The organism is Singulisphaera photorubra (assembly GCF_045290345.1).
Classification (GTDB): Bacteria; Planctomycetota; Planctomycetia; order Isosphaerales; family Isosphaeraceae; genus Singulisphaera.
In genome coordinates this window covers 4,672,083-4,693,174 of record NZ_CP155447.1, presented here as the reverse complement: position 1 = coordinate 4,693,174, position 21,092 = coordinate 4,672,083, and the positions used below count along the sequence as shown (strand labels likewise).

Genomic DNA, 21,092 nt, shown 5'->3' with positions numbered 1-21,092 from the left:
CCGCCACTCAAGGCTTCAACGACCGGGTGGAACCCAGGCCGAGCGTTTGGAAACGCTGGGGTCCGAAGTCGGACCCGAGCGACTCCGCGGTGTACAACACGGAGGAATCTACGCTCGGTGGGGCGAGGTTTAATGATCCTCCGCTTCGGCGGCCCGGCCGCAATTGAGGATTTCATCGGTGTAGCGTGATCCTTCGATCAGTTCTGCTTGATGAGCGTTGTGGCCGCTGCCGGTGGGTGCCGGGAAGATGCTGTAGAGCACGGGCATCAGGAATCGCGCCAGGAACAGCGTCACAAACATTGCCCCGACGACGACGATCGCCAACGGCCTTTGTGCCTGGGAGCCGATCGAGGTTGCAAACGCGGCCGGTAAGAGGCCGAGCATGGCCGTCAGCTCGGTCATGACGACCGGGCGGACCCGCAGCTCGGCGCCTCGCATCACGGACTCACGCACCGGGATTCCGGCGGCCCGCATCTGGTTGAAGTAAGAGATCAGCAGGACTCCGTCCTGAACGGCGACGCCGAAGATCGAGATAAACCCCACCGCCGCCGAGATGCTGAAGTGGACCCCCGTTAAACGCAAGGCCCAGACGCCTCCCATCGTCGCCGCGACCACGTTGGTCATGACCAGAAAGGCATCTTTCATCGAGTTGAAGGCGGTGTAAAGCAGGATCATGATCAGCACGATGGACAACGGCACGATCCACATGAGCCGAGCATTGGCTTCCTGCATCTGGGCGAACTCCCCCGACCACTCGAGCTTGTATCCTTGTGGCAGGTCAACGCCGGTTTTGGGGTCGTTGACCTTGCGCTGGGCTTCGGCAATGGCGGAGGCGAGATCGCGATCGCGCACGGCGAACCGGACCGGAATGTAGCGGCGGTTATTCTCGCGGTAGATATATGAGGCGCCAGGCGTGTGCGGGTTGATGGTCGCGAGTTGCGACAACGGGATCCGGACTCCTTCCCCCGTATCCCCCCCTCCGGGCACATCGATCGGGATCCGGCCAATCACGGTGGGATCGTCGCGGAGGTCATTGGGGAGTCGAAGTACGATGTCATAAAGCTTCTCTCCCTCCACCATCTGTGAGAAGGCCCGGCCACCGATGGCGACCTGGACCACCCGCTCGACTTCCGCGACGTTGACGCCGTAACGAGCGCAAGCGGCGCGATCGATATCGATCTCCAAGTTGGGTTGGCCGACGATGTGGAACAGGCCGACATTCTCGATGCCCCGTACAGTCCGGAGCACGTTCACCAACTGTTGCCCCTTCTCTTCGAGGACTCTCAGGTCGTTGCCGCTCAGTTTGACGGAGTTGGCCCCCTTGACGCCCGAGAGTGCCTCCTCGACATTGTCGCGGATGAGTTGCGAGAAGCTGAAGTCGATGCCGGGGAATTCGTGGAACTTCGCCATCAACTCATCCTGGATCTTCTCACGGGTCATGCCCTCCGGCCACTGATCCATCGGCTGGAGCGGAACGTTGAACTCGAGGTTGAAGAAGCTGGTGACGTCCGTGCCGTCGTCAGGGCGACCGATGTGGGACATCACGCCTTTGACTTCGGGCATCGACGCGATCACCTTCCGCAACCGAGGCGCCAGCCGTGCGGCCTCCTGAAGCGAGACGGTCCGTGGCAACAGGGCGCGGATCCAGAGGTTGCCCTCCTCGAGCTCGGGCATGAATTCGCCGCCGAGGCCGGGGATCAGCGCGAGGGTGAAGGCAAGGAGGACACCCATAAACACCAGGGTGAGCTTGCCGTGATCGAGTACCCGGTTCAAGATCCGGAGGTAGCGTCGCTTCATCAAACGATCGACGAATGTGTCAGCTTCCTCGCGTTTGTTGCGGAAGAAGAATGAGCAGAGCACGGGTGCCAAGGTCAATGCGAGCAGGAGTGCTCCGAAGATCGAGAAGGCGTAGGTGTTCGCCATGGGGCCGAAGAGTGCCCCCTCCGGCCCTGTCATTGCGAACAAGGGGAGGAAGGCGCAGACAATAATCGAGGCGGAGAAGAAGAGAGCCCGCTCAATCTCATGGGAGGCGTCTGCGATCCGGTCGATCAAGGGGCGGGTTCGGTCGGCGTTAGGGGCCGTAATGTGCCGGTAGATGTTCTCGACGATGATCACCGAGCTGTCGACGATGATCCCGAAATCCACCGCGCCGATCGATAAGAGGTTGGCCGACTTGCCCTGGAGATGGAGTACGGTCACCGAGAAGAGGAGCGAGAGTGGGATCATGATCGCCACGATCACCGCGCTACTGAGGTCACCGAGAAAGACAATCAGCACGGCAACCACGAGTGCCATCCCGAGGACAAGATTGTGCAAAACATTATGGGTTGTCACGTGGACGAGGTCGGTACGCTTGTTGAAAACGCGAATTCTCATCCCTTTGGGCAGTAATTTTTCGCGTTCGATTTCCCTCATCTTCGCGGCGACGGCCTCCGAGGTCGGAAGACTCTTCTCGTACTTGCGCATCAGCACGATTCCCTCGACGACATCATCATCACGGCCTCGGCCGACGATCCCCAGTCTTGGGCGATGACCGACGATGGCCTCGGCCACGTGTCGCACGAAGATCGGCATACCGCCGGATGTGGTCACGATGACATTATTGATGTCATCGAGTTTCTTTAGCTCGATTCCAACCGATTGATCGACGTTGGCCGGGTCGAGTGGGTCGATCCCTTTGCCGAGCAATCCAATCGCACGCACGTTATGCGCCTGGCTGCCGAGCATCAACAGGTCGCCGCCCACGTTGGCGTTGGACTGGGCGAGGGCTTCCTCCACCTGACGCAACGTGACGTTATAGTGGCGGAGCAACCGGGGGTTGACCAGTACCTGGTACTGCTTGACCGTGCCGCCGTAGCCGGTCACATCGACGACCCCCGGGACGGTCTTGAGGATCCGGTTGAGGACCCAGTCCTGGACGGCTTTGAGTTGGTTCGTGGTGTAAGCGGGACCTTCCAGGACGTAACGGACGATCTCGCCGGTAGGACTCCAGGGGGAGAGTCCGGGAGTCACCCCCGGCGGCAGGTTACTGACGGCGCCGATTCGATTAATCACCTCTTGGCGAGCCGACTTGTAGTCGGTGCCGTAGGTAAATTGGCATTTGATGTCATTCAGACCACTGATCGACGTGCTTCGCACATCCTCCAAGCCTGGCATCCCGTTCAGAGCAGTTTCGAGAGGAATTCCGATCAGTCGTTCCATCTCCTCGGGACTGGCCCCTGGATTTTGGGTGATCACCTCGACCAAGGGGGGGGTGGGGTCGGGGTACGCTTCGACGTTCAAGTTGGCAGCGGAGTGGATGCCGGCGGCGATGAGGGCGAGGACCCCCAAGATGACAATCAGACGATTATGCAGGCTCCACGTAATAATCGCGCGGACCATGGGTGAAGGCCTCGCAGCCTGAATGAGGGTGTGAGTGAGTGACAGGAGAGGTAGGGAAGGCCCCGTCGAGATACTGTCGACCGGGGAGATGGGTAATTGTCCGTCAGGGCTATTGAAGGAGCGCACCGCCGAGGTTGACTTCGCGATCAACGCATCTTTACAACAGCCGTGAGGAGCTCGCGCGGCAAATGAAGGGAGGAAGTGTCAGGCGGGGGGCATACGGGGAGGGGGACCGCGACGTCCTCCGAGGCTGTCACCTCGAGAGTCGGAGTCGGGGACGAGTTTGGCATGTACGCCGCTCGTCGAGACAGGGTGGTCGAAGCCGGCGATTGAGTTCGTTCGAGCCGATTCGCGGACTTCCTCTTGCGAGTCATCCTCTTCAAAAGTGGCGAAGTTCAATTCGCCTGCGACCTGATCGACCCGGACCCGCTCCCATTTTGACTCGTGACGCAAAACCTGGAGTCGGTCGACAGTCGTCGCCCAAGTCTCCCGAGGAATGATCGAAGTTGGGGCGCAAACATTCACCCACGCCGTGACGCAAAATGCGGCGATTGCAGCAATCAGCAGACGCGGATAGATCCGGGCTTTACGCACGCCTTGGACCTCGAACTCGCGAATTCTTCCATAGTACGGGAGTCATTCTACGCATGATATCCATGTTTGTTCAAGGGGTTGACGGGGATCGATTCGTTAGCTTGGATTCCAGCTTGTGGGAACGCTATTGAACTTCGTCCGGCTTCGCCATCACTTGCTCCCTGTTCAACCCGGTTGCGATCATCTACTACCGCATTGCATCGCGAAATCATTTTCTGTTTGCCTGTGATATCTTAGGGATTGGTATGCGCTTTCATGAAAGAGGGGTCCGCGAATGACCCCATTGAATTCGTCGGCGAGCTCCACCCACCGAGTCGTCTGCTCTGAACGCGTCTGGGAGTGTTTGAATTCAGCCCGATGGGGCTACAACCGGTGGGCGCGTTCCCAACTGATTGACAGACTGGAATGAATGAAATCGCATTTGAATAAGCGATCAGATTTTATGTGCCCCCCCCCCTATTGCGGGCGAACTCGCTTCATTACGAGGGGGGGCGGTTGATTTTTCAGCGTTCCTCCTCTTCGGGCGTCCGGTCGCCGTTGAGGAACTCATCGGTGTAATGCGATCCTTCGATCAACTTGGCCCGATGAATGTCGTGGACAGTGCCAGCAGGCGCGGGGAAGATACTGTAGAGCACGGGCATCAGGAATCGGGCCAGGAATAACGTCACGAACATGGATCCCACAACGACGATCGCCAACGGCCTTTGTGCCTGAGAGCCGATCGAGGTTGCAAACGCGGCCGGTAAGAGGCCGAGCATGGCCGTCAACTCGGTCATGACGACCGGGCGGACCCGCAGCTCGGCGCCTCGCATCACGGATTCACGCACCGGGATCCCGGCGGCCCGCATCTGGTTGAAGTAAGAGATCAGCAGGACTCCGTCCTGAACGGCGACGCCGAAAATCGAGATAAAGCCCACCGCCGCCGAGATGCTGAAGTGGACCCCCGTTAAATGCAGGGCCCAGACGCCCCCATCGACGCCTCGACCACGTTGGTCATGACCAGGAAAGCGTCCTTTAGCGAGTTGAAGGCGGTGTAAAGCAGGACCATCATCAGCACGATGGACAACGGCACGATCCACTTGAGCCGGGCATTGGCTTCCTGCATCTGGGCGAACTCCCCCGACCACTCGAGCTTGTATCCTTGTGGCAGGTCAACGCCGGTTTTGGGGTCGTTGACCTTGCGCTGGGCTTCGGCAATGGCGGAGGCGAGATCGCGATCGCGCACGGCGAACCGGACCGGAATGTAGCGGCGGTTATTCTCGCGGTAGATATATGAGGCGCCAGGCGTGTGCGGGTTGATGGTCGCGAGTTGCGACAACGGGATCCGGACTCCTTCCCCCGTATCCCCCCCTCCGGGCACATCGATCGGGATCCGGCCAATCACGGTGGGATCGTCGCGGAGGTCATTGGGGAGTCGAAGTACGATGTCATAAAGCTTCTCTCCCTCCACCATCTGTGAGAAGGCCCGGCCACCGATGGCGACCTGGACCACCTGCTCGACATCCGCGACGTTGACGCCGTAACGAGCGCAAGCGGCGCGATCGATATCGATCTCCAAGTTGGGTTGGCCAACGATGTGGAACAGGCCGACATTCTCGATGCCCCGTACAGTCCGGAGCACGTTCACCAACTGTTGCCCCTTTTCTTCGAGGACTCTCAGGTCGTTGCCGCTCAGCTTGACGGAGTTGGCCCCCTTGACGCCCGAGAGTGCCTCATCGACGTTGTCGCGGATGAGTTGCGAGAAGCTGAAGTCGATGCCGGGGAATTCGTGGAACTTCGCCATCAGCTCATCCTGGATCTTCTCACGGGTCATACCCTTCGGCCATTGTTCCATCGGCTGGAGCGGAACGTTGAACTCGACGTTGAAGAAGCTGGTGACGTCCGTGCCGTCGTCAGGGCGACCGACATGGGACATCACGCCCTTGACTTCGGGCATCGACGCGATCACCTTCCGCAACCGAGGCGCCAGCCGTGCGGCCTCCTGAAGCGAGACGGTCCGTGGCAACAGGGCGCGGATCCAGAGGTTGCCCTCCTCGAGCTCAGGCATGAATTCGCCGCCGAGGCCGGGGATCAGCGCGAGGGTGAAGGCGAGGAGGACGCCTATAAACACCAGGGTGAGCTTGCCGTGATTGAGTACCCGGTGCAAAATCCAGAGGTAGCGTCGCTTCATCAAACGATCGACGAATGTGTCGGTTTCCTCGCGTTTGTTGCGGAAGAGGAATGAGCAGAGCACGGGTGCCAAGGTCAATGCGAGCAGGAGTGCTCCGAAGATCGAGAAGGCGTAGGTGTTCGCCATGGGGCCGAAGAGTGCCCCCTCCGGCCCTGTCATTGCGAACAAGGGGAGGAAGGCGCAGACAATAATCGAAGCGGAGAAGAAGAGAGCCCGCTCAATCTCATGGGAGGCGTCTGCGATCCGGTCGATCAAGGGGCGGGTTCGGTCGGCGTCGGGGGCCGTAATGTGCCGGTAGATGTTCTCGACGATGATCACCGAACTGTCGACGATGATCCCGAAATCCACCGCGCCGATTGATAAGAGGTTGGCCGACTTGCCCTGGAGATAGAGTACGGTCACCGAGAAGAGAAGCGCCAGCGGGATCATGATCGCGACGATCGCTGCGCTGCTGAGGTCACCGAGAAAGACGACCAGCACGGCAACCACGAGCGACATCCCAAAAATGAGATTATGAAGAACATTATGGGTTGTCACGTGGACGAGGTCGGTACGCTTATTGAAAACGCGAATTCTCATCCCTTTGGGCAGTAATTTTTCGCGTTCGATCTCCTTCAACTTCGCGGCGACAGCTTCCGAGGTCGGAAGACTCTTCTCGTACTTGCGCATCAGCACGATTCCCTCGACAACGTCGTCCTCACGGCCTCGGCCGACGATCCCCAGTCTTGGGCGATGACCGACGATGGCCTCGGCTACGTGTCGCACGAAGATCGGCATACCGCCGGATGTGGTCACGATGACATTATTGATATCATCGAGTTTCTTTAGCTCGATTCCAACCGATTGATCGACGTTGGCCGGATCGAGCGGGTCGATCCCTTTGCCGAGCAATCCGATCGCACGCACGTTATGCGCCTGGCTGCCGAGCATCAACAGGTCGCCGCCCACGTTGGCGTTGGATCGGGCGAGGGCTTCCTCCACTTGAAGCAAAGTGACGTTATAGTGGCGGAGCAATCGGGGGTTGACCAGTACCTGGTACTGCTTGACCGTGCCGCCGTAGCCGGTCACATCGACGACCCCCGGGACGGTCTTGAGGATCCGGTTGAGGACCCAGTCCTGGACGGCTTTGAGTTGGTTCGTGGTGTAAGCGGGACCCTCCAGGACGTAACGGACGATCTCGCCGGTAGGACTCCAGGGGGAGAGTCCGGGAGTCACCCCCGGCGGCAGGTTACTGACGGCGCCGATTCGATTAATCACCTCTTGGCGAGCCGACTTGTAGTCGGTGCCGTAGGTAAATTGGCATTTGATGTCGTTCAGGCCACTGATCGACGTACTTCGCATGTCATCGAGACCTGGCATCCCGTTCAGAGCGGTTTCGAGAGGAATTCCGATCAGTCGTTCCATCTCCTCGGGACTGGCCCCTGGATTTTGGGTGATCACCTCGACCAAAGGGGGGGTGGGGTCGGGGTACGCTTCGACGTTCAAGTTGGCAGCGGAGTGGATGCCAGCGGCGATGAGGGCGAGGACCCCCAAGATGACAATCAGACGATTATGCAGGCTCCACGTAATAATCGCGCGGACCATGGCGAAAACCTCGCAACGATCACTATTGTATGACTTGATGATAAGGTGGGGTCGGTCGGTTAACCGCCGACCGGAGATCTGGACGAATGTCCGTCACGTCCTTGAGGAGGCTCAACGCCAAGGCAGGCTTCGCGATCAGCGCAGCATCACCACGGCCATGAGGAGCTCGAGCGGCGAATGAAGGGGGGAAGTGTCAGGCGGGGGGCATACGGGGAGGGGGACCGCGACGTCCTCCAGGGCTGTCGCCACGAGAGTCGGAATCGGAGACGAGTGCGGTCGCAACGCTACTCGTCGATACGGGGTGGTCGAAGCCAATGATCAAGCTCGGACGAATCGATTCGAGGACTTCCTCCCGATCGTCGTCCTCATCCAAGGCGGCGAGGTTTGGATCGTCTACGACGCGCTCGAACCCGACGCGCTGCCAGTTCGTCTCAGAGCGTAAACCGTGGAGTTGGTCGGCGACGGCGAACTGTCGCTCCTGAGGAGGTGGCGTAGCCAGGGCGCACCCAGTCGCCCAAGCCATGGCGTAGAGTGTGGCGATTAGGGGTATCACCACGCTTGGATGAATCTTGGCTTTACGCATGCCTTGGCCCTCAAGCTATCAGGGCAATGCATTGTGCTGGTAGTCATTTTACGCCAGATATCCTCAATTGTTCAAGGTGATGGCAGGGGGTCGGCCCAGCTTCGACGCCAGCCGCAAGTGCATGTGACGGAGCTTGTGACTTCAGGCTCGAGGAGGTTTAATGGCCAGGCGACTCGACTGGTCATGACTTTTCCGTAGACGCACGAACGCTGAGAGAGATTTGATGCCTGAACCCGTTGATTCAATCCCGCGGCCCCGGGTGGTCGCCGACGGGCCGCTCGACGCTACGATTGACGATTTGCTCCGAGGCGTTGTCGAAATTCTTCCCTGGGAGGTCGCCCTAAAGGGAAGCTCCGATCCGATCGATGGAATTTACACCTACGGCCACCCTCAGGTGGACGGAGCGATGATGGACCGCCTGCCCGGCTTGAAGGTTATCAGTAACTTCGGAGTCGGGGTCGATCACATCAACCTGGCCGACGCCGGTCAGCGCGGGATCTCGGTCGGGAACACGCCGGGCGTGCTCGAAGGGGCCACGGCCGATCTCGGGTTCGGCCTGTTGCTCGCCGCATCGCGTCGGGTAGTGGAGGGGGCCCGCTACGCTCAGTCTCCGGAGTTTACCGTCTACGACCCCGGCTATATGCTCGGCGTCGAAGTTCACGGCTCAACGCTCGGAATCATCGGGATGGGGAACATCGGTCGTGAGGTTGCCAAGCGAGCCCGTGGGTTTGAGATGACCGTCCTCTACCACAATCGAACCCGCCGGCCGAACGTCGAGACGGAACTTGGGGTGCAATACGTGACCCTGGATCAACTGTTTTTCCAGGCCGATTTCGTGATGCTGACGGTTCCGTTGACCGAGGAAACGCGCGGAATGATCGATGCCGTCGCGCTGGCGAAAATGAAGCGTTCGGCGATCCTCGTGAACATCGCCCGGGGCTCGGTGGTTCGAAATGACGATCTCGTCGAGGCCTTGAGTTCAGGGGAGATTGCCGCAGCCGCGCTGGACGTGACCGACCCGGAACCGCTTCCGCGTGACCATCCCTTGCTGGGCCTTCCCAACGTCTTGATCACTCCGCATATCGGCAGCGCCACCGTCCAGACCAGGCGTCGGATGGCCGAACTGTCCGTGGCGAATCTCCTCGCCGGGTTGCGTGGAGCACCCCTCCCTCGGGAAGTCACCTGAGCTCGGTGCTTACGCGAGTTCTCCAGAGGCTCGACCGACCACTTCTTGAAACAAGGCGCGTGTGCGGACAGCGTGCCGGTCGGCGTCGGCGGTGAAGGCCAGGACCAAATCGGTCGAGACGTTGGAAGTATAGTTCAAGCGGCGTGCCAGCCTGGCCAGCTCTTCGGCCTTCTCGGGGAGGTCGTGGGCGCTTCGGTTATGAACGATTCGGAGGCGGCTCTCGACAGTGCGGAGAAAGTCGTAGGCCTCTCGCAGGTCGACATGCATCTCGGAGCTGAGTAGCCCTGCGCGGCGGAGTCCGTCGAGGGCGTCCCAAAGGTTCGGCCGGGTGATCTCAGGAAATTCCGCGGCATGGACCAACTGGAGGAATTGAACCAGAAATTCGATATCTGTGAGGCCGCCCGACCCTCGCTTGAGATCACTGCGGGGCCGCCCTTCCTCGAGCTTGCGCCGCATCGCGATCACTTCCTGAGCCAACGTCTTCGAGTCGAGCGTGACCGACGAGGAGATCTCCTGGAGTGTCTCCTGGACATCTCGTCCGAAACCACCATTCGAGAAAATAATCCGGGAGCGGGTCAGCGCGAGCCGTTCCCAAGGCTGGGCGAAGTCACGGAAATAGTCGCGGAAGGCCGCTAACGTCACGACAAGCGGCCCCGACGCTCCATGTGGTCGGAGGCGAGTGTCAACCTGGTAGAGCGAGCCTGACGACGTGTCTCCCCCCATTGCTTTGAGGACTCGACGTGCCACCTCGTTCACGAACTGCTCGTTGCTGATGGACTCGAGGCCGCCTTGCGTTTCTCCGTCCGCTTCGTGGAGGAAGACCAGGTCGAGGTCGCTGTGATAGTTCAGCTCGCGCCCCCCGAGCTTTCCAAGACCGACGATCGCCCACCGCGAACGCTTGCCGTCCGAGGCACGGTGAGGGAGGCCATACTTGGCGGCCCTGCGCTCCCATTGGTCGCGCGCCACCTGGTTGACGATGGCTTCGGCCACATCGGCCAGCTCGCGAGTGACTTCGCGAATCGGCTCGCGGCCAAGGATATCGCGAATCCCGATCCGGACCCATTCCTTGTTTCGGAAGCTCAGCAAGATCGGCGCGAGGTCCTCGGCCCCCTTACAAAGTTCGGCCAGCTCGGCTTTGATCGCCTGAGCGGGTTGAAGGCGATCGACCACCAGCGAATCCATCAGCTCATCAATCATCCCGGGGTTGTTGATCAGAATTTCCGAGAGGAACTGGCTGGTGGCGCACAGCTCCACGAAGAGGCGGAGGGTCGGTGGGTTGAAGTTGAAGAGTTCCCAGAGAATCGCCTTGGCACCTAGCGACGCCGAGACTTTCTCCAGATTCGTGAGGGCCATGTCAGGGTCGGGGGCCTGGCTAACCGCCTGGAGAAGGCGAGGCGCGATCGCCGCGAGAAAGTGCCGGCAGCGCGCCTGGGAGAGGAACGGAAAATCCTCTCGCGCCAGGGCCATCAAGTTCTGGTAGGCAGTCTGGCGATCCTGAAATGAAAAGCGCTCCAGCGCCCGGGTGATGAGGACCGGGTCCGGATCGGGGTCGAGGACCAGGTCGACGACCGGGTCGGCGGCATCGCCGTCATCATCCCGAAACGCATCGTGGAGTAAGTGGTTGAGGATTTTGCGATTCAACTCGGTCTTGGCGCGATAGTCCGTCAAGAAGCGTTGGGCGGGCCCGGTTCGATCTTCCCAGACGCTGACCAGAGGGTAGCCCATTCGGATGGCCAGGATGCGCTGTTCGTCGAACCCGCGGGGCATTTCGTGCGTCTGGCGGTCGAACATGGTCTGAAGCCGGTGCTCGACGCGTCGGAGGAAGCGGTAGGTATCCTCCATGATGCCGCGTTCTTCGGCGGTCAGACAGCCGACGACTTCGAGTTGAGAAATCGCTTGGAGGGTATTCGGATGGCGGACGTCGGTGTAGGAGCCACCGTGGAGGAGTTGGAGGAACTGGACGACGAATTCCACATCACGGATCCCGCCGTGGCCCGTCTTGACCTCGACCGAGGCGGTGCCGGCGGAGACGGTCCGCTGTTCGATTTTCCGTTTCATCGCCTTGATCTCGCCGATCTCGGCACCACTGAGGTAGCGTCGATAGACGAACGGGGTGATCGACTCGATGAATTCGCGTCCGAGGTCGAGGTCGCCGGCGATGGGCCGGCACTTGATCAGGGCTTGCCGTTCCCAGGTCCGCCCGGACGTTTCGTAGTAGCCGAGGGTGGCCGCGAGCGAGCGGGCCAGAGCGCCTTGCTCGCCCTCGGGCCGCAGCCGCATGTCGACCCGATAGGCGATGCCGAGCGAGGTGTGGTCCGAGAGGATTCGGACGACATCGCCCCCCATTTTGGCGAAGAATTCCGCATTGGAAACGACGCGGGGGCCGGTCGTGTGCCCCTCGACGTCGTAGAGGAAGATGAGGTCGATGTCCGAGCTGTAGTTGAGCTCCGAGCCGCCGAGTTTGCCGAGGGCCAGGACGACGAAACGGGCGGGGGCGTCGTCATGGCCCGACGGGGGGCCGTGTCGGAACTCCGCGCGGCGGCGTGCGAGGCGGCAGGCGGCTTCAACGCAGGCGTCAGCCAGGTGCGAGAGGTCGAGGGTCACCACTTCGAGCGGCATTCCCCGAACGATGTCGTTGTAGCCGATCCGGAGCAACTCGCGCTGGCGGAACTGGCGAATGATCAACCGCTCGCTTTCCTCATCACGAGCCTCCTCGAGGTCGTTCCAGAGTTCGGCAATCAACGTATCGCGATCGCGACGATCGGCCCCACCTCGGAGCCAGTCGAGGTAACTGGGGTCGCGAATCATGAATTCGCTGAAGTGCTGGCTCGTGCTGAAGAGTTGCACGAGGATCTCGGTCGTCCGAGGATTCTCCGCCAGCAGTTTGAGAGTGGCGTCAGGTGCAGGGCAGGCCGCGACGTAACGCTCCAGGTTCGTGAGCGCCATGTCGGGATCGGGACAGGCGGGAAGCAAGCCGTGGAACTGCCCTGCCAGCCGTGCCATGATCCCTGGGTCGTTCGACCTGCTGTCGAGGTCACGCAGGTCGCGAATGCCGCGCTCAGGGGCGCGGACTCCCAGACTGGCGAGCCACCGTTTCGCTGATTCTGGCTCGTTCAGAAAGCTCAGGAACCATTCGGTGTTCGCGACTCGGTTCTCCTTCATTGTCGTTCACCGAGCCTGGAGTGATTCATGGCCCCGCAAAATTCGCCGAACCATGCTGGAGGTGTCGGAAGAGAACCTCGACGTCCCCGCGGCTAATGCCTAGGGAATTGGCAATCGAGCGGTCGTCCGCACCAGGACGCATGAGCGGCAGGACGCGAGCCGCTAACGGTCGCAACCGATCGGGTAGCGGAGGGGCGGGCGTATGCCGGCGATGCTCCACCCAGGGGTCACCGAGGGAAGAAAAACCAGGGTCGAACCAGAATTCCCGTCCCCCTTGTTTCAGGACTTCGAGGAACCAGGAGTTGAAGCCTGACGCGATCATCCGAGGTCGACTATGCGTCTGGTCGTCGCCCGACGTGAAGATCGGGAAATCACCCCCCGGCCAGCGATAGGCGAGATCGATGCAGACGGTCTCTACGTTCGGGTTACCCAGTTCAAACCAACTCTCCGGCTGCACGACCAGGTCGGGCACCCGCGCAAACGGAACCATGGGCCCGATGGCGGAGAGAGGGTGGATCAAGGGGCCATCGAGATAGAAACCATTCGAGAGCAAGAGCCAGGCGCGAAGCCCATCGGGGAGCAAATACCCATGACGTTGCTCCCATGCTTTAATTTGTTGCGGGTCGGCACCAGGACGTGACGGCGCCGGGGCATGATCGAAATGAGTCTCCAGCTTGATAGACGCTGGCACGAGCTTGGGATCAATTCCCACCGATGCGACCCAGCGACCGATCAGGTCGTTGAGCGGGCTCACCATCCGCTCCCCCTCACGCCCGAGGCGCAACCAGATCCATGGTGACGACCCGACCGAACAAGGTGACGCCGCTCGCATCCTCTATGGTCACGGGCACAAATTGCCCTACGAGTCGCTCGTGCCCCTCGAAGACGATGATGCGATCGCAGGATGAGCGGCCGGAGAGTTGGCCGAGTTCGCCGGCGGCGATCCCCTTTGACGACTTGCTCGGTCCCTCGACGAGCACCTCGAGACTTTGCCCGATGAGACGTCGGTTGTCTTCCTGGCTGATCGCCGTCTGGAGGACGAGCAGGTCGTTGTTGCGCCGCTTTTTGACTTCTTCGGGGACATCGTCGATGAAGAGCGTATCGGCCTTGGTCCCCTGGCGTGGGCTGTATTTAAAGATGAAGCTGTTTTTGAACCGGCCGCGTTCGACGAGCCGCATCGACTTCTCGAATGAGGCCTCGGACTCACCGGGAAAGCCGACGATGAAGTCGCTCGAGACCGCCGCGTCGGGCACCGTTTCGCGGATTCGGTCGAGCATGTCGTCGTAGAGCGCGACCGAGTACGTTCGCTTCATCCGCTTCAGGACTTCGTCGCAACCGCTCTGGGCCGGGACGTGCAAGTAGCGGGAAACCCGAGGCAGGTCGCGCACGGCCTGGAGCAGGTCGTCGGTCATATCGTTGGGGAAGTTCGTGATGAACTTGATCCGTTGCAGCCCTTCGATCTCGTGAAGGCGCTCGAGCAGGTCGGAAAGGCGAAAGGTTCGCCCTGACGCGTCGACGGATCGATAACTGTTCACCGTCTGGCCAAGCAGGGTGATCTCCTTGACCCCCTGATCGGCGAGCACACGGGCTTCATCCACGATCACGGATGCGGGGCGGCTCTGTTCGGGGCCGCGAACGGATGGGACGATGCAGTAGGTGCAAAACTTATCGCAGCCCATCATGATCCGGACGAACGCCTGGAATGGCGAAGGCCGCATCGCAGGTTCGCGAATCGGGTCGTACTCGGCAAAACTCGCGGTCACCGTCTGGTTCGAGCCCGCCGTTCGAGGTAGGCTCACGGCCATCTGCGGTGTCGCTTGCTCCTTGGCGAGAACGAGCAATTCCGGGACCTGGGCGAGCTGACCTGGCCCGACCACGATGTCGACGTGGGGAGCCCGCTTGAGGATCTGCTTCTGATCCTTCTGGGCCATGCAGCCGAGGACGCCGATGGTGAGTTCGGGCTTGAGTTGCTTGAGCTGTTTGATCCGGCCAAGCGCACTGTATATCTTGTCTTCCGCGTGCTGTCGGACTGAGCAGGTGTTGTAGAGGATTGTGTCGGCTTTGCCGATGTCATCCGTCAGCTCGTAACCCTCGTTACGGAGCTTTCCCACCACCAGCTCGCTATCGAGCAGGTTCATCTGACAGCCAACGGTTTCGATGTAAAGCTTTTTTCTTTTTGGCGTTACGTCAGACATTCGTGAATCCTGCAAATCCCGTCGCGGAGCCGGCGCGGGATGACATTCCGACGGGTGCCGTGAGCCAGGTGATTGTACCAACCTTTACCGATCCTGGAAACGTCCTAAACACGCCCCCGTCGATGGTTCTCGGTCAATTCTCGGTCATGATCATCCCAGTTGCTCACCAGGGACGACGCAATTGCCGTTCAGGAAGGCGGCCACGGGTGCCGGTTTCTTGCCAGGGACCTGAACGGTGATCAGGCGCACGGCGCCTTGACTGCCTGCCACCACCAATTGATCACCGTACGCTTCGAGAACGACGCCGGGGGGGCCGTCGCGGTCCACCGGTTCGGTCCGATGGATGATCAGCCGGAGTGGTTCTCGGGTCGGGTCGTAAGCCCGCTTCCAGAATGTGGATGCGATTGGCCAGGGTTGCATTGCACGGACCAGGTTGTGGATCGCCAGGCCGGATTTCGACCAATCGATGAGGCCATCGTCTTTCGTGAGTTTGGGGGCCTTGGTCACCTTGGCCTTGTCCTGCGGCAGAATCGTCGCGGTGCCCGCCTCGACCGCGGCGATCGACTCCGCGATGAGGGGCGCTCCGAGCTTGGCGAGCCGCGCTTCCAGTTCGCCGGCCGTCTCGTTGGGATCGATCGGCGTCTTGGCCACCGCGATCATTCCCCCGGCATCGATCTTGGGAGTCATCCGGATCACGGTCACGCCGGCCTCGAGATCACCATTCTCGATGGCTCTCGCCACCGGTGAGGCGCCGCGGTAGGCCGGGAGGATCGACCCATGAAGGTTGATTCCACCGAAAGGGGGGACGGCGAGCAATTCCGCCGAGAGAATCTGGCCATATGCCGCCGTGATCAAAAGATCAGGTGCGAGGGCCTTGAGTGGTTCGAGAAACTCCGGAGCATTCACATTTTCGGGCTGAAGCACCGGGATGCCGCGTTCCTTAGCGGCACACGCGATCGGGCTCGGGATGATCAGTTGCTTGCGCCCTTGCGGACGATCGGGCTGCGTGATCAGGGCGATGACGTTGTGACCCGTCTCGCAGAGATGGACGAAGGTCGGCAGCGCAAAGTCGCCGGTACCGAGCATGATGATTCGCAAAGGTTGCGGCATTGAGCTTCACCACTCTCGATTCAAAGGGCGTCAAGTTGCCTGATGATTTCTTCGTCGGTCGGGTACTTACCCTCAGCCTGAGCCCGGCGAAATTTGGTTTCGAAGTCGCGAATCTTGGCTCCCACCGAGTTTCGCGTGAGCGGACTGAGCATATCGATGAACAAGCGACCCGAAAGGTGATCGGCCTCGTGCTGGATGGCGCGGCTTTCGAGGTCTTCGGCGTCGAGCTCCAGCGTGTTCCCGTCCAGGTCGAACCAGCGAACCTTGATCCGTTTGGCGCGACGCACCTTGGCATAGAGCCCAGGGAAGCTGAGACAGCCTTCTTCGTCCTCGACGGAGGAGTGTCGCTTGATGATCTCGGGATTGATGAAAACCCGTTCCTGATCCGGCTGATCGGGGTCGGCGGTCAAGTTCAAGACGAAGAAGCGATAGGGCAGGGCAACCTGAGTCGCCGCCAGCCCGATCCCGCGCGCGTCGTACATCAGTTCGAACATCTCACGAACATTCGCACGAAGTTCGTCGTTGATCTCGGTGACTGGCCGGGCCTCATAGCGTAGCGCGGGATGAGGAAAGGGAACGATCCGCAACACGAGAACTCTCCAGTGCATGGGTTCAGTGAGACCACTCGTATTGTATGAAAGGTGCGAATCGATCGACAACCCGACAGGGTCCAATCGGCCCCGCGTCAGCGAGCCCCCCGCCGCGCTCGGAGCGAGCCGGTTTGATGAGCCGGGCCGAATCGCCTCCCTGTCGGCCCGGCCGGTTGGATGCCGCGGTAGCCTCCCAATCGGCGAACCGCCCCAATCATTTCTGGTGGGCCGGCCGCTCGGCTTACTCTGAGCCTTGCGCAGGGTCAGGGGCAAACACGTCGTCCGGCAACTCGACCGGCTTCCGGTCGCCGGCGAGCCGGATCAATTCAGCCCACCCGGTCCCTCCCAGAGTGAAGACCATTCCTTCGTTCTTCAGAGCGGTGGTGGCGTAATACTCCCCTTGTTCAAATGTATTGCCGACCCGTAGCACGTGCTTGGTGGCATCACCTTTGAGGGTGTATTCCACAGTAAGTGGGGGCGTTGTCAGCCCCGAGGCGACAGGGAAGGGGCCCTCATACTGAATGAACATGCGCGTATTCAGCTTTGAGAGGTCGCTTGCCAGTGCGTGGACTCGGGAAAGGTCGAACGGTCCTGCTTTTGTATCCGCCGCCAGGTTCCAGTCGTAAACACCCCCGCGCGGGGTTGGATGGTGCTCGAAGGTCGCCGATCGCTCGGGCCAACGTAAGGTCAGTCGTTCGATCTGCTTTGGGGAGAAGGAGAGAATTTGACGGGTTCGGAACTCGGCGCGGAACGGGAGCACGACGTCGTCCCCCAGCGTGAAGATTAGCGGGCTGTCTGAAAGACGAGCGTACCATGATTCGGACTTGGGAACCCGACCGCCGATCGTCAGGGATTGCGTGGATATCCTGTCTTCACCGGTCGCGTTCTGTTCGCTCGAAGGAGTGGTCCAGGTGATGATCATGCTCGGTGTGTCGAGTCCAAACGGCCTGGGTTCGACGCGCTGATCGGTGATCAGACGTTGGGCTCGAAGGCTCGTCAGCATGACGAGCGCCTTGGTGATCGCCTCGGTATCCGCGCGGGCTTCGATCGGTTTTTCCATCTTCCACTGATTCGGATCTCCCGCTTTTGTAGGGGAGAGGACGAAGGTCTTACCGTCCCGCATGACTGTGAGGCGGCTAATCTGTCCGAGGCTGAGGTTGATCAGATGACGTTCGCGGAATGCCAGGTCATTCTGCGGCAGCGCTTCGAGGAAAGCATCGGGCAGGACGAGTATCGTCGAGTCGCCGGCCACCTGTGCATAGATGCTCTTCCTTTGCCCGTCATGACGGCCAAGATTCAGGCTGACCTTCAAATCTCCTGTGGGCTCGCCGGCTGCTTTTGTCGGGGGTCGTTCTCCCCGCTTGAATTGCCAGAGTTTGAGCGAGATGGCAGGGGGGGTGAGCTCCGGCGTCGTCACCTTCGACGGGTCGAAAAACTCGCTTGTTTCCAGCTTTTCCAGTTTGGAAAGTAGAGCGCCCACCAGTTCCTGGTCCGCCGGCCCCTGGATCGGATGAACGATGGTCCAGCCTTGGTCGGTGCGGGCCATGTCGAAGGTTCGACCGAGCGCCTCGACTCGGATGAACGAGGCTCGCGCGGGTTCGAAGTCGGCCACCTTGGTGCTTCGGATGGCGTTGGGATCGACCCCGAGGGTGGCGAGGCCCTGGCCGCTGATCACCACGACGTCATCCTGGTCGTCTTGTAGAGCGTAGAATTTGCCGTCCTGATCGGGCACTGGATTGCCAATGAAAACCACCTGGGGTTTCAACTGGCTCAAGACAGGGCGAAGTTCGACCCGAACTCCGTGGTCCTTGTCGAGTCCATACGGGGCGAGGTCACTGACGTTATCGGCCACGAATCCAGCGTCGCCATTGGCGACCCGGAGCGAGGTCAACTCGCCTAAAACCTCTTCCATCTTGCGGTCGTCCCCGAGCGCAGCGAAGGGTTGAAGCAGCCGCCAATGTCCACCCAGCCGTTCCGCGTTCAAGTTGCGGCCGGGACCGCTGATCTTGATCCCGCCGACCTGGAAAGTGGCGAGGTTGAAAAGGGCCTTCTCACGCCAGTCCATCGGTGGCTGGTTGAGCCCTTGAATGAGGCGGGAATCCACCACCTCGATTCCGGGCGTACCGTTTGGGCGAACGTAAAGTCGATCTCCGAACGTCTTGCCGACCTCAAGCGAGGCGATCGGCGTCTCGAGGTCTTTGCCAAATGCCTTGATCGAAGCGGCGGCGGGATCGAAGCCGTACTTTGCCCCTGGTCCTGGAATCGTCCCTGCTTCCGGGGATTTGGCGAGATTTTTAAGGTTCTGCGTCAGGATCTCGAGCCGAGAAGTCTCCGCCCTGGCGTTCAAGGGTTCAATCATCTGCCAGGTGTTACCGCGGCGCTCGAAGACGAGTCGAACCGGCGGCTCTTTTTGTGCCTCATCGCCCGTGGGAGGCCGCTCGATCGTCAGTCTGCGAATCTCGCCCGGCGCCGTTTTCGCGAGTTGAGGCAAGACGAGGTGCTGGTTCGCCGCCAACTCCTGGGAGGTCGGGACCTCGACATAGCTCGCCCACCACAGGACGAACAGGCCCGTGAAGAACAAGGTGAGCAGCAGCAAAGTGGTGTGGTGCTTCTTCATGATAACAAGCCGTTTCAACGTGTTCTGTGAAGACGTTCTCGCAAGATGGTCACTCCCCAGTGCTTCACTCACGCCGTGCGACATAGGTGGAAACCCCGAGCGCGATCACGAGGAGGACGGCCATGACGGTCGGAACCATGATGAGTCGGAATCGAAGGACCGGATCGGCCAGCAGCGTCATCGAGACGTGCGTTCTGGGAGCGATCCCCTGCAGGTCGGGGCGACCTCGCAACCAGGCGATCGCGTTCATCAGCAAATCCTGATTCGTAGGTTCTTCCTGGAGGAGGTCGTTGTCGGCCATCGCCGGCGAGGAGAAGAGCACGAGTCGAGGATCTCCATCCGATTTCCCCTCCGCGTCTGGCTTGTTGTTCACCGTTACTCCGACGGTCAGAGGACCCTTTTCATCGGGTCCTTGGTCATACTCCACCGGTCGTTTGGTGAGGTCGGATTCCGCCCAGGAGAAGCTGCTCGTGCGGAGTAGTGGGGTCCCTATGAGGTTCGTGTTGACCGGTGCGCTGCCGCCGAAGCCAAGGATGCGGATCGGTGAGGCGGAGGGCAACAGAACGAACCGGCTGATCAGTGAGTCGACGACGGGATGACGCAAGTCAGGGGTCATGGGGACGTAGACGAACTGGGGCCGCCCTGGGGCACTCAGGCGACGATCCACGATCGTGCCGGGTCCGAAGTCGATGTTGTACGAATGGAGAAGCTCCTCCAGCCCTGTCCTTTCCTGATTCCCGAGCAGCATGAGAGCTGGCTGGCCGCGGTCGAGATAGCCCCTGAGCTTGCTCACTTCCTCGGTGCGAAAGGGAGACTTGGGTCCGACGACGATCAGGAGCGATGCGTCGGCAGGAATCTCCGACTCGATCAGGTTGAGTTCCGCCACCTCCGCTCCCGTGGCGGCGAGCCGGGCGTGCCAGACACCGATGCCGGGCTCGCGGGGACGGGCCTCATTGATGGAACGCTCTCCATGACCGGTCGTGAAGAAGATTTTCGGCTTCTTTCCCTCGCGGAGGGCGATCAAGGCCGACGTGATGGCTGTCTCACCGTGGAAAGTGCTTTCGTAGAGGGCCGACTGGTCCTCGACCCGGCCTGACCTGGGCAGGTCAAACAGTTCGCTGGTTCGGACGACCGAGTAGGCCGCCTTTTCCCCAGCGCCGTATGCGATCAAGACGCCTCCGCCCTGGGTCACGGCGACGCCCGGGACCCGTTTGGCGATCGCCTCATACTTCTCCGGCTCGACGAACGGGTTGAGCGTCTCCACGCGGATCCGGTCGGGATTGGCCGCCTTGTACAGGTCCAGCACCTGCTGAATCCGGTCCGACTGAAGCACGGCGAGCGGGCTCTTGCCCGCGATCAGGGTGAAAGTCACCGGCCGATCGAGCGTCTTCAACTGATTATTAGTGAGCGACTCGAGTGAGAACGTTCGCTCGCGTGTAAAATCGATTGCGCGTCCGCCGTAGCGAAACGCCAGGACGTTAATCACGATCAGGATGCCAGCCACCAGCGCGATGGTGAGGGCCGTGTTCGAGAGGTCGATCGTTCGCCGCAGCGCGGGGCTGGCGTGGCGATATCGCTGGTTGAACGCGATCAAAGTGAGAACCAGGCCGAAGCCGATCGCGAAGACAGGGATCGACCAGAGCAGACTGCGCGCAAGCGCGATATAGGCTCCGCCGATAATCAGGAGCAGGCCGACGACCATGGCCCCAATCACTCGATCGCGGTAGGCCGCCCTGGGCGCATCGGTTCCCTCGTCGTCGGCTGCCTGACCGATTGGTGCGCCTCGAAACGCCCAGTAAAGCGCGAGAAAAGCGGCCGTCGCCAGGGCGAACACCCAGACTTCGGTTCTCGACAGGAAAGCGCTCATCGTTTGTGTGATTCCCTCAGCATTCGCTTCCGCACTTCGTTGATTCGACCACG

General features: G+C 60.7%; 10 protein-coding genes and 1 pseudogene. 1 reads left to right on the top strand and 10 read right to left on the bottom strand.

The window, feature by feature from the left end:
- Positions 1-129: 129 nt before the first annotated feature.
- The 3 genes and pseudogenes from V5E97_RS17680 to V5E97_RS17670 all read right to left on the bottom strand — a co-directional run bounded on the left by V5E97_RS17680 (position 130) and on the right by V5E97_RS17670 (position 8,285).
- Positions 130-3,381, bottom strand: coding sequence for an efflux RND transporter permease subunit (locus V5E97_RS17680; RefSeq protein ID WP_406700611.1), 3,252 nt, complete (start codon positions 3,379-3,381; stop codon positions 130-132).
- Positions 3,382-4,478: 1,097 nt separating this feature from the next.
- A pseudogene (locus V5E97_RS17675) lies at positions 4,479-7,729 on the bottom strand (efflux RND transporter permease subunit).
- A 193-nt stretch (positions 7,730-7,922) separates the two neighbouring features.
- Positions 7,923-8,285: a hypothetical protein gene (locus V5E97_RS17670; protein ID WP_406700610.1), complete on the bottom strand. Its 363-nt coding sequence runs from the start codon at positions 8,283-8,285 to the stop codon at positions 7,923-7,925.
- Between the two features lie 250 nt (positions 8,286-8,535).
- Between V5E97_RS17670 and V5E97_RS17665 the strand changes: the two genes are divergently transcribed.
- A complete protein-coding gene (locus V5E97_RS17665) occupies positions 8,536-9,498 on the top strand; it encodes a 2-hydroxyacid dehydrogenase (RefSeq protein ID WP_406700609.1) in 963 nt (320 codons plus the stop codon).
- A gap of 9 nt (positions 9,499-9,507) precedes the next feature.
- On the opposite strand, the gene glnE is transcribed toward V5E97_RS17665, so the two are convergent.
- The 7 genes from glnE to V5E97_RS17630 form a co-directional block, all read right to left on the bottom strand.
- Positions 9,508-12,660: a bifunctional [glutamate--ammonia ligase]-adenylyl-L-tyrosine phosphorylase/[glutamate--ammonia-ligase] adenylyltransferase gene (glnE, locus tag V5E97_RS17660; RefSeq protein ID WP_406700608.1), complete on the bottom strand. Its 3,153-nt coding sequence runs from the start codon at positions 12,658-12,660 to the stop codon at positions 9,508-9,510.
- A 25-nt stretch (positions 12,661-12,685) separates the two neighbouring features.
- Complete coding sequence (locus V5E97_RS17655; protein WP_406700607.1) at positions 12,686-13,417, bottom strand: SMI1/KNR4 family protein; 732 nt, start codon at positions 13,415-13,417, stop codon at positions 12,686-12,688.
- A 10-nt stretch (positions 13,418-13,427) separates the two neighbouring features.
- The gene (gene miaB / locus V5E97_RS17650; RefSeq protein ID WP_406700606.1) at positions 13,428-14,855 is read right to left on the bottom strand and encodes a tRNA (N6-isopentenyl adenosine(37)-C2)-methylthiotransferase MiaB; all 1,428 of its coding nucleotides are present in this window, start codon (positions 14,853-14,855) and stop codon (positions 13,428-13,430) included.
- 150 nt (positions 14,856-15,005) lie between these two features.
- Positions 15,006-15,965: a methionyl-tRNA formyltransferase gene (fmt, locus tag V5E97_RS17645; protein WP_406700605.1), complete on the bottom strand. Its 960-nt coding sequence runs from the start codon at positions 15,963-15,965 to the stop codon at positions 15,006-15,008.
- A 20-nt stretch (positions 15,966-15,985) separates the two neighbouring features.
- Complete coding sequence (def, locus tag V5E97_RS17640) at positions 15,986-16,555, bottom strand: peptide deformylase (protein ID WP_406700604.1); 570 nt, start codon at positions 16,553-16,555, stop codon at positions 15,986-15,988.
- Positions 16,556-16,796: 241 nt separating this feature from the next.
- Positions 16,797-19,172, bottom strand: coding sequence for a DUF4340 domain-containing protein (locus V5E97_RS17635; protein WP_406700603.1), 2,376 nt, complete (start codon positions 19,170-19,172; stop codon positions 16,797-16,799).
- Between the two features lie 64 nt (positions 19,173-19,236).
- Positions 19,237-21,039, bottom strand: coding sequence for a GldG family protein (locus tag V5E97_RS17630; RefSeq protein WP_406700602.1), 1,803 nt, complete (start codon positions 21,037-21,039; stop codon positions 19,237-19,239).
- Positions 21,040-21,092 lie beyond the last annotated feature (53 nt).

Bases quoted from the DNA above. Each gene is read 5' to 3' on its own strand.
- V5E97_RS17680 (WP_406700611.1), bottom strand. From the start codon at position 3,381: ATGGTCCGCGCGATTATTACGTGGAGCCTGCATAATCGTCTGATTGTC.
- V5E97_RS17665 (WP_406700609.1), top strand. From the start codon at position 8,536: ATGCCTGAACCCGTTGATTCAATCCCGCGGCCCCGGGTGGTCGCCGAC.
- glnE (WP_406700608.1), bottom strand. From the start codon at position 12,660: ATGAAGGAGAACCGAGTCGCGAACACCGAATGGTTCCTGAGCTTTCTG.
- V5E97_RS17655 (WP_406700607.1), bottom strand. From the start codon at position 13,417: ATGGTGAGCCCGCTCAACGACCTGATCGGTCGCTGGGTCGCATCGGTG.
- miaB (WP_406700606.1), bottom strand. From the start codon at position 14,855: ATGTCTGACGTAACGCCAAAAAGAAAAAAGCTTTACATCGAAACCGTT.
- fmt (WP_406700605.1), bottom strand. From the start codon at position 15,965: ATGCCGCAACCTTTGCGAATCATCATGCTCGGTACCGGCGACTTTGCG.
- V5E97_RS17635 (WP_406700603.1), bottom strand. From the start codon at position 19,172: ATGAAGAAGCACCACACCACTTTGCTGCTGCTCACCTTGTTCTTCACG.
- V5E97_RS17630 (WP_406700602.1), bottom strand. From the start codon at position 21,039: ATGAGCGCTTTCCTGTCGAGAACCGAAGTCTGGGTGTTCGCCCTGGCG.